17 protein-coding genes are annotated in these 13,881 nt (G+C 70.6%); 3 read left to right on the top strand and 14 right to left on the bottom strand.

Annotated elements, in window-relative coordinates; all coding sequences use genetic code 11:
* Position 1: 1 nt before the first annotated feature.
* Genes ACWD3I_RS29070 through ACWD3I_RS29045 form a run of 6 tightly spaced genes read right to left on the bottom strand, consistent with a single transcriptional unit; the run spans position 2 to position 5,184 of the window.
* Positions 2-1,102, bottom strand: a complete 1,101-nt coding sequence (locus ACWD3I_RS29070) for an LLM class flavin-dependent oxidoreductase (RefSeq protein ID WP_365408126.1) — start codon at positions 1,100-1,102, stop codon at positions 2-4.
* Between the two features lie 15 nt (positions 1,103-1,117).
* Complete coding sequence (locus tag ACWD3I_RS29065) at positions 1,118-2,086, bottom strand: ABC transporter substrate-binding protein (RefSeq protein ID WP_365408129.1); 969 nt, start codon at positions 2,084-2,086, stop codon at positions 1,118-1,120.
* Positions 2,083-2,799, bottom strand: coding sequence for an ABC transporter ATP-binding protein (locus ACWD3I_RS29060; protein WP_365408132.1), 717 nt, complete (start codon positions 2,797-2,799; stop codon positions 2,083-2,085). The genes ACWD3I_RS29065 and ACWD3I_RS29060 overlap by 4 nt, the downstream gene beginning before the upstream one ends.
* Positions 2,800-2,801: 2 nt before the next feature.
* Positions 2,802-3,656 carry an ABC transporter permease gene (locus ACWD3I_RS29055; protein ID WP_365408135.1) on the bottom strand — a complete coding sequence of 285 codons (855 nt, stop codon included), beginning with the start codon at positions 3,654-3,656 and terminating at the stop codon, positions 2,802-2,804.
* Positions 3,653-4,492 carry a sulfurtransferase gene (locus tag ACWD3I_RS29050; protein WP_365408138.1) on the bottom strand — a complete coding sequence of 280 codons (840 nt, stop codon included), beginning with the start codon at positions 4,490-4,492 and terminating at the stop codon, positions 3,653-3,655. The genes ACWD3I_RS29055 and ACWD3I_RS29050 overlap by 4 nt, the downstream gene beginning before the upstream one ends.
* A complete protein-coding gene (locus tag ACWD3I_RS29045; protein ID WP_365408141.1) occupies positions 4,489-5,184 on the bottom strand; it encodes an alpha/beta hydrolase in 696 nt (231 codons plus the stop codon). Before ACWD3I_RS29045 ends, ACWD3I_RS29050 begins: the two co-directional genes overlap by 4 nt.
* A 329-nt stretch (positions 5,185-5,513) precedes the next feature.
* On the opposite strand from ACWD3I_RS29045, the gene ACWD3I_RS29040 reads away from it, so the two are divergent.
* Positions 5,514-6,365 carry a LysR family transcriptional regulator gene (locus tag ACWD3I_RS29040; protein WP_365408144.1) on the top strand — a complete coding sequence of 284 codons (852 nt, stop codon included), beginning with the start codon at positions 5,514-5,516 and terminating at the stop codon, positions 6,363-6,365.
* Here ACWD3I_RS29040 and ACWD3I_RS29035 read toward each other — a convergent pair.
* Positions 6,334-6,975: a TetR family transcriptional regulator gene (locus tag ACWD3I_RS29035; protein WP_365408147.1), complete on the bottom strand. Its 642-nt coding sequence runs from the start codon at positions 6,973-6,975 to the stop codon at positions 6,334-6,336. The two genes, ACWD3I_RS29040 and ACWD3I_RS29035, sit on opposite strands and share 32 nt — an antisense overlap.
* Before the next feature lie 164 nt (positions 6,976-7,139).
* Between ACWD3I_RS29035 and ACWD3I_RS29030 the strand changes: the two genes are divergently transcribed.
* Complete coding sequence (locus ACWD3I_RS29030) at positions 7,140-7,553, top strand: nitroreductase family deazaflavin-dependent oxidoreductase (RefSeq protein WP_365408150.1); 414 nt, start codon at positions 7,140-7,142, stop codon at positions 7,551-7,553.
* Between the two features lie 6 nt (positions 7,554-7,559).
* On the opposite strand, the gene ACWD3I_RS29025 is transcribed toward ACWD3I_RS29030, so the two are convergent.
* Genes ACWD3I_RS29025 through ACWD3I_RS29015 form a run of 3 tightly spaced genes read right to left on the bottom strand, consistent with a single transcriptional unit; the run spans position 7,560 to position 8,815 of the window.
* Entirely contained in the window at positions 7,560-7,949 is a 390-nt protein-coding gene (locus tag ACWD3I_RS29025) for a MarR family winged helix-turn-helix transcriptional regulator (RefSeq protein ID WP_365408153.1), read from the bottom strand.
* A 50-nt stretch (positions 7,950-7,999) separates the two neighbouring features.
* Positions 8,000-8,344: a VOC family protein gene (locus tag ACWD3I_RS29020; RefSeq protein ID WP_171140046.1), complete on the bottom strand. Its 345-nt coding sequence runs from the start codon at positions 8,342-8,344 to the stop codon at positions 8,000-8,002.
* Between the two features lie 36 nt (positions 8,345-8,380).
* Positions 8,381-8,815, bottom strand: coding sequence for a MerR family transcriptional regulator (locus tag ACWD3I_RS29015; RefSeq protein ID WP_365408156.1), 435 nt, complete (start codon positions 8,813-8,815; stop codon positions 8,381-8,383).
* Positions 8,816-8,843: 28 nt separating this feature from the next.
* Between ACWD3I_RS29015 and ACWD3I_RS29010 the strand changes: the two genes are divergently transcribed.
* Positions 8,844-9,593: a methyltransferase domain-containing protein gene (locus ACWD3I_RS29010; RefSeq protein ID WP_365408159.1), complete on the top strand. Its 750-nt coding sequence runs from the start codon at positions 8,844-8,846 to the stop codon at positions 9,591-9,593.
* Here ACWD3I_RS29010 and ACWD3I_RS29005 read toward each other — a convergent pair.
* From ACWD3I_RS29005 to ACWD3I_RS28990, 4 genes are read right to left on the bottom strand one after another with little or no spacing between them, the layout of a single operon-like run.
* Positions 9,574-10,605, bottom strand: coding sequence for a LacI family DNA-binding transcriptional regulator (locus tag ACWD3I_RS29005; protein WP_365408162.1), 1,032 nt, complete (start codon positions 10,603-10,605; stop codon positions 9,574-9,576). The two genes, ACWD3I_RS29010 and ACWD3I_RS29005, sit on opposite strands and share 20 nt — an antisense overlap.
* Complete coding sequence (locus ACWD3I_RS29000; protein ID WP_365408165.1) at positions 10,602-11,507, bottom strand: carbohydrate ABC transporter permease; 906 nt, start codon at positions 11,505-11,507, stop codon at positions 10,602-10,604. The genes ACWD3I_RS29005 and ACWD3I_RS29000 overlap by 4 nt, the downstream gene beginning before the upstream one ends.
* Positions 11,504-12,427 carry a carbohydrate ABC transporter permease gene (locus ACWD3I_RS28995; RefSeq protein ID WP_365408168.1) on the bottom strand — a complete coding sequence of 308 codons (924 nt, stop codon included), beginning with the start codon at positions 12,425-12,427 and terminating at the stop codon, positions 11,504-11,506. Before ACWD3I_RS28995 ends, ACWD3I_RS29000 begins: the two co-directional genes overlap by 4 nt.
* Positions 12,424-13,752: an ABC transporter substrate-binding protein gene (locus tag ACWD3I_RS28990; RefSeq protein ID WP_365408171.1), complete on the bottom strand. Its 1,329-nt coding sequence runs from the start codon at positions 13,750-13,752 to the stop codon at positions 12,424-12,426. The genes ACWD3I_RS28995 and ACWD3I_RS28990 overlap by 4 nt, the downstream gene beginning before the upstream one ends.
* Positions 13,753-13,881: the final 129 nt, after the last annotated feature.

Here is a 13,881-nt window from a genome sequence, read left to right as displayed (position 1 = left end):
ATCAGGCGGCGTGGGTGGTGGTGGCGCGGTGGGCGAGCTCCTGGCGGACCAGTGGCAGGACATGGCGGGCGTAGTCGACGGCGTCGTTCAGCGGGTCGTAGCCGCGGATCGACAGCAGGTCGCAGCCGATGTCCACGTAGTCGAGCAGCGCCTTCGCGACCGTCTCGGGCGTGCCCACCAGCGCGGTCGAGGCGCCGGCTGCGTTGGTGGCGACGGCGGGCGCGGTCCACAGGCAGCGGTCGTGGACCTCGCCGCGCTCGGCGATGTCGAGCAGGCGCTGGGAGCCGACATTGGCCGGGCGGCCGGTGGTGCGGTAATGGCGGAGCAACTCGGTGTTCCGCGCCTGGTCCTTGAGGACCCCCAGGGTGCGGTGCGCCTTCTCCCAGGCCAGTTCCTCGGTCGGCGCGATGATCGGGCGGAACGACACCCAGATACGGGGGCGGGGGCGCCCGGCGGCATCGGCGACCGCGTTCACGGCGGCGATCTGCTCGGCGGTCTCCTTCAACGGCTCGCCCCACAGACCGAAGATGTCGCCCTGCTGACCGCCGACGCGGTACGCGTCCTGCGAGGAGCCGCCGACGGAGATCGGCACGAGCCCGTTCACCGGCTTCACGTCCGAGTGGTAGCCCTCGAACCGGAAGTACTTGCCCTCGTGCGAGACCGGCCCCTCGGCCTGCCACACCTTGCGCAGGATCTGGATGTACTCGTCCGAACGCTCGTACCGCTCGGCCTTGTCGAGGTAGTCGCCCTCCCGCCGCTGCTCCTCGTCGCTGCCGCCGGAGATGATGTGCAGCGTGAGCCGGCCGTTGCTGATCCGGTCGAGGGTCGCCAGCGCACGGGACGCATGGGTGGGGAAGACGACACCCGGCCGGTGCGCCAGGATCGGGCGGATGCGCTCGGTGTGCGTGGCGACGAACTGGGCGATCTGGAAGGCGTCCGGCGAGGCCGAGTGGTAGGCGACCAGGGTGTGGTCGAAGCCGCCGTCGTCCAACGCGCGGGCGTACCTGCGCAGATGGTCGGTGTCGAGGCCGGTCCGGCTGGAGGCGGCGGGACCGGACGCCCCGGCGTCGGTGTGGACGGCGCTGATGAACTCGACAGGCATGAATGACTCCCGTGACTACTTGAGAAGGGACGTGTCGGCCGACTTCGCGACGTCGACGTTCGGGTCCAGCACACCGATGCCGTTCATGAGGTCGGCCACGCCCTGGACGGTCGTGTTGACGTCCGGGGTGATCGGCAGCACCTGGCTGTACGCGGCCGACGCGAGCGTCCTCGCCACCGACGCGTCGGCGCCGTTGCGCTCCTCGATGGCCTTGGCGTAGGCGTCCTGGTGGGTGCTGGTCCACTTCAGGCCCTTGCCGAGACGCTTGAGGAAGTCGGCGAGGGCGGCCTTCTTCTTCGTGTCGGCGAGGGTCTCCTCGGAGGCGTTGACGAAGCCGATACCGCTCACCCGGCCGTCCCCGCCGTCCACGAGGAGCTTGCCGCCCTGCTCCAGGGCGACGGCCTGGTAGACCCCGAAGATCGCCCAGGCCTTGATCCTGCCGGAGGCGAACGCGGCCTGCGCGTCCGTCGGCAGCAGGTACTGGACCTCGACGTCCTGGTAGCTGAGCCCGTTCTGCTTCAGCACGTTGGCCAGCAGATACTCCGAGACGCTGCCCTTGGCCGAGGACACCACGACCTTCTGGCCCTTGAGGTCCTTCACACTGTCGATGCCGGAGTCCTTGCGGACGACGATGCCGACGTGGGTGCCGTCGTTCTTGAGCGCGGCGACGTTCTTGACCTTCACCCCGCCGCTGAGTGCCTGGAGCGCGGGCAGGTCGGCGGAGTAGCCGGTGTCGGCGGCGCCCGCCTGGACGGCCTGGTAGAGGGGTGCGGCGCCCTCGAACTCGGCCCACTTGACCTTGTACTCGGCGCCCTTCAGCGCGTCCGACGCGGCGACGATCGTCTGGAGGGTCTTGGCCTGGTCGCCGATGGTGAGCGTGACCTGCCCCGAGGACGAGGCCTCCGCCGAGGAGTCCGCGCCGCAGGCGGTCAGCGCCAGCAGGGAGGTCATGCTGAGTGCGGCGGCTGCGATTCTGCGGATCACGAGGGGATTCCTTCCAGGGTGTGGGTCACGCCGAGCCAGTTCAGGAGGCGGGCGCGCAGGTTCACGAACTCGGGGGCGGTCAGATCACGGGGGCGGGGCAGGTCGACGGTCACCTCGTGGGCGATACGGCCCTCGTCCATCACCAGGATTCGGTCGGCGAGCAGCAGCGCCTCCTCCACGTCATGGGTGACCAGGAGGATCGCGCAGCCGTGCCGACGCCAGAGTTCGGCGACGAGTTGCTGCACCCTGCCCCGCGTCAGGGCATCGAGGGCGCCGAACGGCTCGTCCAGGAGCAGGAGTTCGGGCTCGCGCACCAGGGCGCGGGCGAGCGAGACGCGCTGGGCCTGACCGCCGGAGAGCGTCTTGGGCCAGACGTCGGCCCGGTCCGCGATACCGACCTCGTCGAGCGCCTTGAGCGCCGTCGCCCTGTCGGGACGGCCGGGCAGTCCGAGGACCACGTTGCGCCACACCTTCAGCCACGGCAGCAGCCGGGGCGACTGGAACGCGGCACTGCGCCGGGCGGGCACGGTGACCTCGCCGCCGATCTCGTCGTCGAGCCCGGCGAGGATCCGCAGCAGCGTCGACTTGCCGCAGCCGCTGTGCCCGAGGAGGGCCACGAACTCGCCCTCGCGGATGTCGAGATCGAGTTCATGCAGGACGGTGTTGCCGTCGAAGGCCCGCGAAAGGCCCCGAATCTCCACGCTGTTGGGCATCTCTAGGCCTCGCCCTCGAAGTTGGCCCGCCAGGTCAGCAGCCGGCGCGACAGGATCCGTACGGCGAAGTCGCAGGCCAGGCCGAGCAGCGCGTACACGACGAGGCAGAGCACGATGACGTCCGTACGGAAGTACTGCTGGGCGTTGCTCATCAGATAGCCGAGCCCCGCGTCCGCGTTGATCTGCTCGGCGAAGACGAGCGCGAGCCATGCGGTGGACAGCGCGTACCGGAGCCCCACGAGCGCCCCGGGCAGCGCGCTCGGCAGGATCACGTACTTGATCAGCCCGAGGCGACCGAGCCCCATCATCCGCGCGGCCTCGACGAGTTGGGCGTCCGTGGAGCGGATGCCGCCGTAGATGTTGAAGTACAGCGGGTACGTCACACCGAGGGCGACCAGCGCGATCTTCGGGGTCTCCTCGATGCCGAACCAGACGATGAACAGGGGGATCAGGCCCACCCAGGGGACCGCCCGGAACATGCCCATCGAGGAGTCGATGACGTCCTCGCCGAGCCGGAACAGGCCGGCCAGCAGGGACAGGGTGAGCGCCACGCTCGCACCGATCAGGAAGCCGATGGCCGCACGGCGGCCCGACGCGGCGATGGCGCTGGGGAGTTCACCGTTCCGGGTGAGCTCGACCGCCTGCTTGATCACGTCGACGGGGGAGGCGAGCACGGACTCCGGGAGCAGACCGGTGGCCGAGGTCAGGAACCACAGGAGCACGAGTCCCACGGGGCCGGCGGCCCGGCGCAGGGAACGCGGGACGGAGAAGCTGCGGCGCGTCTTGGCGGTGCCGCGGATCGTGACACGGGTGGGGGCCTGTCCGGCCGGGGCCACCGCGTCCGGTGAAGCCGTCACGGCTGGTCCCCCTTCACGGCCGGGCGGGACGGATCCGTGGACCACGCGGACCACGAGCCGGGGAAGAGGGCGGCATCGAAACCGGCGATCTCCAGCGCGGCGATCTGATGGGCGGCCGTGACACCGGAGCCGCAGTACACGCCGATCCGCGCGGCCGGAACCGCGCCCTTCTCCTCGAACCGCTTGCGCAGCTCGTCGGCGGGAAGGAACGTGCCGTCCGCCGCGAGGTTCTCTCCGGTCGGCGCGGACACCGCACCCGGGATGTGGCCGGCCCGGGGATCGACGGGCTCCACCTCGCCTCGATAGCGCTCGGCGGCACGGGCGTCCAACAGCAGCCCGGTGGCGGCCAGTTCGGCGGCTCCGTCCGCGTCGGTGACCGGCAGGCCGCCCGGCTCCAGGAGGACGTCCCCGGGCTCCGGATCGGCGGGGATCCCGGACTCCAGCGGCAGCCCGGCCGCCCGCCACGCGCCGAGCGCCCCGTCGAGCAGCGTCACCCGGGAGACTCCCGCGTGCCGCAGCAGCCACCAGGCCCGCGCCGCGGCGGTGTTGCCCAAGTCGTCGTGGACGACGACCGGTCGGCCCGATCGGATGCCCCACCTGCGTGCGGCGGCCTGCAGAACGTCGATCGGCGGCAGCGGATGCCGTCCGCCCTCCGGGCTCGGCGGCGCGGCCAACTCGCTGTCCAGGTCGACGTAGACCGCACCCGGGATGTGCCCTTCGGCGTAGTGGTCGCGGCCGTGCGGATCTCCCAGGGCCCAGCGGACGTCGAGGACGACCGGAGGGTGATCGGAGTCCAGCAGGTCACGCAGCTCGCTGACCGTGGTCGTGACGCTCATGCCGGTCCCTCCGCGATCGCGGGCAGCTCGGGGGACAGCCGCAGCCGCTCCAGGAAGAGCACGACGGTGGCGGCGGCCGTGCGGTGCGGCGCGTCGTTCAGGACGTCGTGGCGGCCGCCGTGGAAGGTCACCAGCCGCACGTCCGAGCCGGCGTAGGCCTCTCGTGCCGTCTCCAGAGGGCTCACCGTGTCGTCGGTGCCGTGCAGGGCCAGTACCGGGACGGTCACCCGGTCGAGGCGCAGGGCGGGCAGCCGCGGGTTCTCGGCGAGTGCCCCGCGCCGGAAGTCCGGGTCGGCGGTGAGGCGGCCCTGGTGGGTGGGGCAGGCGGTGCGGGCCTCGACCTCCTCCTCCCAACTCCCGGACGTCCAGGGGGAGGTGGGCAGGCCCACGAGGATCAGCGCGTCGGCGTCGGCCTCCGCGGCCAGCCGGGCGGCGTAGTGGGCGCCGGTGTCCGAACCGACCACCACCTTCGGACCCGGCAGCGACTCGTCGGCGAGCAGTTCGGCCGCCTCGTCGAGCACGGACGGATCGGCGGTCGGGTCGCCGAGTGCGCGTACCCGGTAGGCGTCGAAGGCGAGCCGGCGGCCGAACCGCTCGTACACACCACCGTGCTCGCCCCGCCCGGACAGCACGATCAGCGTGCCGCGCGCGGCGAGACCTTCGGGTTCGTCCCAGGAGAAGAAAGAGGGCATGAGGGGATAACTCCCGTTTGGGGGCAGCGGAAAGCCAGGGGAAAGGGCAGGCCGGAACGGCTGTCACGTGTCAGCCGGAGGGGAAGCGCGCAGCGTCAGAGGGCAGGCGCGGGCGCCCCGGAGCGATGAGCGGCAGAGGTCAGCGACAACGCGCGCTGCACGCCACGCCGAAGTCGATGACTCGGCGCTGCGTCAGAAGGGCAGCAGTAGCGGTCGCGTGCAACATGCGCCCATCATGACCGCCGGCGACCGAACACGTCCAACGATGATTCCGCATCGAAACCGATCAGGGATCGCGATCGATCGCGGTGAGCGGATACTGTCACGGCATGTCCCGACCCGTCCTCGACATCGTGGCCCTGCGCAGTCTGACCGCGGTCGCCGACTGCGGCGGGTTCCACCGTGCCGCGCAGGCGCTCTCGCTCAGCCAGTCCGCGGTCAGCCAGCATGTCCGCAAGCTGGAGAAGACACTGGGCCGCCCGGTCGTCGAGCGGGAAGGACGCGGCACCCGGTTCACGACCGAGGGCCGGCTGTTGCTGGAACAGGCGCGCCGCGTCCTCGCCGTCCACGACGAGGCCGTACGCACCCTGCTCGGCTCGGACGGCGACACCGTCACCGTGGGCTCCACCGAGCACGCCGCCGACCAGTTCCTGCCCCGGCTCACCGCCGCCGTCCAGGCGGTGCGCCCCGGCTGCCGGGTCCGCTTCCGCATCGACCGCTCCGCCCGGCTCGTCGAGGCCGTGGAGCGGGGGAGCGTCGACGTGGCGGTGTATGTCACCGAGGCGGCCGCCACCGAGGGCGTCTCCGTCGGCGGACTCCCGCTCACCTGGCACGCGGTTCCCGGCTGGGAGCGGCCGACCGCGCCCTCGCCGGTGCCGCTGGTCGCGATCGAGGACCCGTGCGCGATCCGCCGCCGGGCCATCGCGACCCTCGCCGCGCACGGGGTGCCCGCCTCGGTCGTCGGCGACGCCGGCTATCTCGCGGGCGTGCTCGACATCGCCCGCACCGGCCAGGGTGTCGCCCTCCTCGCCGCGGTCGGCCCCGCCCCCGACGGCCTGACCCCGTACAGCGGCCTGCCGCCCGTCCCCCCGATCCCCATGAGCGCCCTGGCCCGCCCGGGCGCGGATCCGGCGACGGCGGAGGCCGCCTTCAGCGCCGTACGGGATCTGTTGCGCCCGTGATGCCGTAGTCCCGCATCCCGCCCTCCAGCAGCGAGAACGCCTGGGCGGCGAGCCGGCGTACGTCGGTGGCGAGCGAGGCGGGGTCGTCGTCCGCCAGGACCCGCTCCCGCACATGCTCGATCAGGGCGCGGTGGACGCCGAACAGCGCATCCGCCACCACCCGGGCCGAGAGGTCGCCGCCCAGCGTCTCGGCCAGTGCGTCGGCGCAGGTGGCGAGGGCGCGCTGCTCGCGGGAGCGAAGCGCCGGACTGTCCGCGATCAGTGCGTTGACCGTGCGGAGTTGGTCGAGCGCGTCGGCGTCCCCCGCCGCGACCCGTGCCAGCAGTCCCCCGGAGTCCAGCAGCCGCTTCCGGAAGGCGGCGAGGGCGGAGTCACCGGACGGGCGGGTGCGGACGGCGTCGACGAGCCGCTCCCCGAAGGCCTCGAAACGGGAGGAGAAGAGGTCCTCCTTGGTCGGGAAGTAGTTGAAGACCGTGGCCTCGGAGACCTGCGCGGCGCGGGCGATCTCGACGACGGTGACCCGGTCGAAGCCCCGCTCCGTGAACAGCCGCCACGCGGTCTCGGCGATCCGGTCCCGCATCTGCCGCTTCTTCTGCGCCCGCAGACTCACTGGCCCCTCCGGTTTGGGGTGACCCTAATATTAGAGCTACCCTAGCATTCTGTGATCGTCCGACAGGTCATGACCAGGGGGTCATCCATGGCGGCACAGACACCAGCGACCGGTAACGGCTCCGCCCGCCTCCACATCGGCGTTCCTGAGGAGGTGAGGAGCCGATGACGTCCCGCACCTACCTCAAACCACCCTGGACGCAACGGAACATCGGCAACCGGCTGGCGCCGATCTTCGGCAGGTCCGTCGTGTCCCGGCTGTCCGTGCGCGGGCGCCGGAGCGGGCAGTGGCGCACGGTGCCCGTGGCGGTACTGGAGCACGAGGGGGAGCGGTACCTCGTCTCCTGTCGCGGCCTCAGCGACTGGGCCCTCAATCTGCGGGCGGCGCCCGACTGCCGGCTGACCGTGCGCGGCCGTGCCGAGGAGATCACGACGGAGGAGGTGTCCGAGTCCGAGCGTCCGGCGCTGATGGCGGCCTATCGGAAGAAGTACGGCGGGATGCCGACGGTCTCCGACGTGCTCACCGCGCTCCCCGACCCCGCCGACCACCCCGTCTTCCGTATCCGCGCCCGCGACTGAGGGCCGTCAGCCGCCCAGCATCCGCTCCAGCGCGTCCCGCTGGAACGGCAGCACCTCGGCGTGCAGATCGCGGCCCTTGCGGGTCAGCGTCACCCACACACCGCGCCGGTCCTCCATGCACACGGAGCGCTCCACCAAACCGTCCTTCTCCAGCCGGCCGATGAGCCGGGACAGCGCGCTCTGGCTGAGATGGACCCGCCCGACCAGGTTCTGCACCCGGCACAGATCGCCCTCCGCGGGCGCCTCGGCCGCGAGGATGTCGAGCACCTCGAAGTCGCTCGCGCCCAGTCCGTGCGGGTGCAGCACCCGGTCGATCTCGCACATCGTGCGCGCGTGCGTCCCCAGGATGTCCCGCCACTGTTCCTCGAGCCGGGTGCCGGCCGCGTTCACTGCCATACACCCAATGTTAATGCGCGTGCATCGACACCCGGCCGGGGTGTGCGCCCTCAGCTGTCCTGGGTGATACCGACCAGGTTGCCGTCCGCGTCCTTCACGGAGGCGATCAGCTTGCCGCCGCCGACGTCCGTGACGTCCTGGAGCAGTTCGGCGCCCGCGTCGAGCAGCGCGGCGAGACGGGCGCGGATGTCGGTGACGTGCCAGTAGGGGACCGGGCCGGTCATGCCCCGCGAGTGACCGTTCGGGTCGAGGCCCACGTCCTGACCGGCGTCCTTGAAACCGACGTAGTAGGGCTCGTCGGCATACGGCTCGGTCTCCAGCAGCGCGCTGAACAGGGCCTTCGCCCGGGCGATGTCCTTGACGGGGTAGATGATGGTGTTCAGTCCTGCGGTCATCGGGATGCTCCTCCGTGGGTTCCTTCGTCGGTGGTTTCACCGTAGGACGGGGGAGTGCGACGCGGCTTCTCCGATCCTGACCGCTTGCCGCGCGAGGCCGCGCCGGAAGGTCGGGCACTCCAGCAGATCCTCGTGCGGACAGTTCGCCCCGCCCTCGAGCATCTCCAGGGAGGCCTGCGCCGCGGCGATCCGGGCCCGCAGATCCTCCGCCTCGCGTCGCAGCATCGCACGCCGTCGCTCGGCGTCACCCGTGACCATCAGCCGGATCGCCTCCAACGACAGCCCCGCTTCCTTGCCGCACAGCACGAAGGCGACCCGCACCAGATCATCGGCACCGTAGCGGCGCCGGCCCGCCGTGTCCCGGTCCGGGGCCAGCAGGCCCACCGACTCCCAGTGCCGCAGCACATGCGGCTCCAGGCCGAAGCGCCGGGCGAGTGCGCCGATGCTCAGAGTCCCCTCGCTTGACCTCATGCCGACATTAAGTCGCAGCCTGGTGCCCATGACCAGGACACCGGAGGGAACCGACCGGCTGATCGCCCTGCTCGACAGTGTGGAGCGGATGCCGGGCGCACACGAACTGCGCCTGCTCTCCTACGACTTGCTGGGGGCCGCGGATGCGGTCGTGGACGTCGGCTGCGGCGGGGGCAGGGCCGTCGCCGAGCTGACCGACCGTGGCGTCGAGGCCGTCGGCGTCGACCCGGACGAGCGGATGCTCGCCGTCGCGCGCAGCCGCCGGCCGGAGGCCGACTTTCGCGTCGGGGACGCGTACCGGCTGCCGCTGCCCGACCACGCTGTGCACGGTTACAGGGCCGACAAGGTGTTCCACGTACTCGCCGAACCGCAGCGGGCGTTGGCCGAGGCCCGCAGGGTCCTCGCGCCCGGCGGACGGATCGTCCTCCTCGGCCAGGACTGGGACACGATGGTCATCGACTCCGACGACCCCGCGCTGACCCGCGCGCTCGTGCACACCCGCGCCGACCGGGTCACCGCGCCGCGCGCCGCGCGAGCCCATCGCAACCTGCTGCTCGACGCGGGGTTCGAGGACGTGCACGTCGAGATCCGCGCTTTCGTCCTCACCGGGCCGCAGGCACTCCCGGTGCTCACGGACCTCGCAGGTGTCACGGACGAAGGGCGCGCCGCCGGCTGGATGGCCGAGCAGCGCGCCCGCGCGGAGAAGGACCGCTTGTTCGTCGCCGTACCGATGTTCGTGGCGGCGGCGACGGCACCGGTCAGGTCGAGTCGCGCTTGACCAACTCGGTGGGCAGTATGACCGCGGCCGAGTCCTCGCCGCCGATCTGGGCCAGCAGCACCCGGACCATCTCGGCGCTGATGCGGTCATAGGGCTGGCGGATGGTGGTGAGCTGGGGACGGGCCGAGAGGGCGGCCGCCGAGTCGTCGAAGCCGCCGACCGAGACGTCCTCCGGCACCCGCCGTCCCGCCCGCTCCAGCGCTGCCAGCACTCCCTGTGCCATGAGGTCGGACGCGACGAACACCGCGTCCATGTCCGGGGCTTGGGCCAGCAGCTGTTCGGCGCCCTCCTCACCGCTGGCCCGGCTGTAGTCCCCGGAGGTCACGAGCCGCTCGTCGATCTCGATGCCCGCTTCGGCGAGCACCTCCTTGTACCCGGCGAGGCGGTCGACGCCGCCGGGGGAATCCAGCGGACCGGTCACGACGCCGATGCGGCGACGGCCCAGCGACAGCAGATGGCGCACCATGTCGCGGGCGCCGTCCCGGTCGTCCGCGGCCACGTAACTCACCTTGGAGCCGGGACCCATGGGCTTGCCGCACTGGACCAGGGGGACCCCCGCCTCGTGCAGTTCCTTGGCGACCGGGTCGGCGGAGTGGCTGGACACCAGCAGCACACCGTCGACATGCCCCGCCGTGATGTACCGGGTTATACGCCGCCGTTCGTCCTCGGTGCCGGCCAGCATCAGCAGCAGCGGGATGTCGTGCGCGGCCAGCGCCTGGGTGCAGGCCCGCAGCAGCACGTTGAAGTTGGGGTCCTCGAAGAACCGCTCCTGCGGCTCCGTCAGCAGGAAGCCGACCGAGTCCGAGCGTCCGGTGATCAGTGAACGGGCGTGCCGGTTGACGACGTAACCCGTCTTGCGGATCGCGGCGTTGACCGCCTCCTGGGCGGCCGGGCTGACGTAGTGCCCGCCGTTGAGGACGCGTGAGACGGTGCCCCGTGAGACCCCGGCCTCGCGGGCCACGTCGTGGATCGTCGGCGGTCGGCGCCGGCCCCCCGTGTTACTCATGGTCATGACTTTACGGCTCCGGAGAGCAGATCGAGGCTCCAGAACCGCTGGATGACCAGGAAGAGTGCGACGAGCGGGATGATCGCCAGGAACGCGCCGGTGATCACCAGTGTGTACAGGGCCGGGGTGTTGGCGCCCTGCTCCAGCAGCGTGTACAGACCGAGCGTGATCGGGAACTTCTCGTCGTCGCTCAGCATGATGTACGGCAGCAGGAAGTTGTTCCAGATCGCCACGAACTGGAAGAGGAACACCGTCACCATGCCGGGCACCATCATCGGCAGCGCGACGCGGGTGAAGATCCGCCACTCGCTCGCGCCGTCCATCCGCCCGGCCTCGACCACGTCGGCGGGGACCGCGGCGGCGGCGTAGATGCGCGCGAGGTAGACGCCGTACGGCGACAGGATCTGCGGGAGCAGCACCGACAGGTAGGAGTCGGTGAGGTCCGCCTGGGCCATCAGCAGGTACTGGGGGACCGCGAGGATGATCGGCGGCATCAGCACGCCCGCGAGCAGGACGTTGAACATCGTCTCGCGGCCGCGGAAGCGGTAGGTCGCGAGCGCGTAGCCGCTGAACGCGGACACGACCGTCGACAGGAGGGCGCCCAGACCGGCGTAGAAGGCGGAGTTGGCCATCCACCCCCAGTAGACGCCGTCGCGGTAGGCGTTGAGGTCCTTGATGTTGTCGAGGAATCCCGATCCCGGCAGGAACGTGAACGTGGAGAACAGCTCCGTGCCGGACTTGGTGGACGCGATCACCACCCACGCCACCGGCAGCAGGGTGTAGAGGGCGCCGATCAGCAGCGTCACCGTCGGGACGAGCGAGATCCGGCGGCGCAGCGGCGGGCCCTGGGCCGCGCCCGGCGTGGTGCCCGCGGCCGGCTCGGTCTTGCGGACGGCAAGAGAACTCATCGTGCTGCCTCCTGCTTCTGACGACGGTTCGCGGCCCGCAGGAACCCGAAGGACAGCAGCAGCGTGGCGAGCGCGATGATCACGGCCTGGGCGGCCGCCGCGTAGATGTCACCGGTGCCGAACGCGTCCCGGTACACCTTCATCAGCGGGCTCCAGGTCGTGGACACGGAGTTGGTGAGCGGCTTCAGCGTGGTCGGCTCGTTGAACACCTGGAGCGTCGCGATGATCGAGAAGAAGAAGGTCAGCACCAGCGAGGGCACCACCATCGGGATCTTGATCCTCAGGGCGATCTGCGTCGGGGTGGCGCCGTCCAGCTTCGCCGCTTCGTACACCTCGGCCGGGATGGACCGGAGCGAGGTGTAGATGACGATCATGTTGAAGCCGGTGCCGCCCCAGACCGCGATGTTCGACAGGGCGAGATACAGCGGACCGCCGTCCAGCAGGTCCGGCTGCGGCAGGCCCAGCTTCTCCAGCACGTAATAGAAGGGGCTGACGTCCGGCAGGTACAGGAAGCCCCACAGCAGAGCCGCCACGACGCCGGGGATGGCGTACGGCAGGAAGATCGCGAGCCGGGTGAAGGGGGTGAACCGCACCTTGTCGGAGTCGAGCATCAGCGCGAACAGCAGGGCGAGGCCGAGCATCACCGGGACGACGATGCAGCCGTAGCCGAGGACGCGCAGCGCGCCGTTCAGCAGCTCACTGTCGGTGAGGGCGTCCGTGTAGTTCTCCAGGCCGGCCCAGACCTCCGAGCGGGCACCCTTGCCCAGGCCGAGCCCGGAGACGTGCACCTTGCGGAAGCTGAGCCACACCGCGTACCCGATGGGCAGCGCGAAGAACAGCGCGAAGAGGATGGTTGCGGGGATGAGAAAGGCGTACGGGGCCCCCTTGACCCCGTACGACTTCCGGCGTGCGCTCGTCACTCGGAGACCCCGAAGCCCTGCTTCTTGAGGTCGGCGACGGTGTCGTCCTGCATCTTGTCCAGGGCGGCGGTGAAGTCCGACTTGTTCTTGGCGGCGGCGCCGAACGCGTCCTTGAAGGTCGTGTAGGCGACGTTCACGTTCGGGCCCCAGGCCGAGGGCGCCGTGGTCTTCGCGATCTCGGAGGCCTTGGCGTAGAAGTCCGACTGGTTCGAGAAGTAGGCCGGCGGGGTGGTGAAGGCGCCGCTGGTCTGGGCGTTCGTGGCGGCCGGGTAGATGCCGCTCTCCTTGGCCAGGGCCTGCAGCGCGGCGTCGTCGGTGTTCAGCCAGGCGGCGAACTTGGCGGCGGCCTCCTGGTGCTTGGAGTCCGTGGTGACGGCGGTGGAGGAGCCGCCCCAGCTGCCGGTCTTGTTGTCGCCCGCGGTCCACTGGGGGAGCGGGGCCATGGCCCACTTGCCCTTGGTGTCGGGCGCCGCGGTGGTCAAGGTGCCCGGCGCCCACACGGCGGAGACCCAGGCGATCTGCTTGCCGGTGTTGAGTGCCTTGTTCCAGGCCGGGGTGTACATCGGCTGGTTGTCGATGGCGCCCTCCTTGACGAGGCCGCCCCAGAAGTCGGCGACCTTCTTGGTGGCCGTGTCGTTGATGCCGACCTTCCACTTGTCGCCCTCGGTGGTCCACCACTGGGCGCCGGCCTGCTGGGCCAGGCCCGCGAAGAGGCCGGAGTCGTTGGCGGAGAAGGTGGTGAGGTCCGTGTCGGAGGACTTCTTCTTCAGCGCTCGGGCGGTCTCGGCGAACTCGTCCCAGGTGGTCGGGACGGTCAGGCCGTACTTCTTGAAGAGGTCCTGGCGGTAGTAGAACATCATCGGGCCGATGTCCTGCGGGACCGCGTAGACGGCGTCAGTGCCCAGCGTGGTCTGCTGCCACACGCCGTCGGCGAACTTGCTCTTCGCGTCGCCGACGTTCTTCGAGATGTCCGCGAGCGCGTCATTGCTGACCAGGGTCGGCAGCGCCTGGTACTCGGCCTGGACCAGATCGGGAGCCTTGCCGGCCTTGTGCGCGGTGAGGATCTTGGTGATCAGCGTGTCGCCGGACGCCTGCTTCTTCACCGTGACGGTGATCTGGTCCTTCTTGCCCTGGCCCTCGTTCCAGAGGTCGACGACCTTGTCCATGCCCGGCGTCCAGGTCCAGTACGTGAGCGAGACCGGACCGGAGTCGGCCTCGCTGTCCCCGTCGGACGAGCCGCAGGCGGCGAGTGCGCCGGCGCCGAGGGCGACGGCGATGGTGGAGGCTGCCACTCGACTGAGCCGGCTGCGCTTCGTGATGGGCATGGATCTCTCCCCTGACCAGGGCCCCCGCCTGCTGCGGAAGGCCTGCCATGCGTCTGTGAGCGTTCACAGTAGAGAAACATCCTGGACACTTGTCAATGGTTGTTGCCATGCGGTTATCTTGGCCTCGCA

Source organism: Streptomyces sp. NPDC002817, assembly GCF_053592055.1.
Note: the sequence above shows the minus strand (reverse complement) of the source record. Positions and strands in the feature narration are given on the sequence as shown.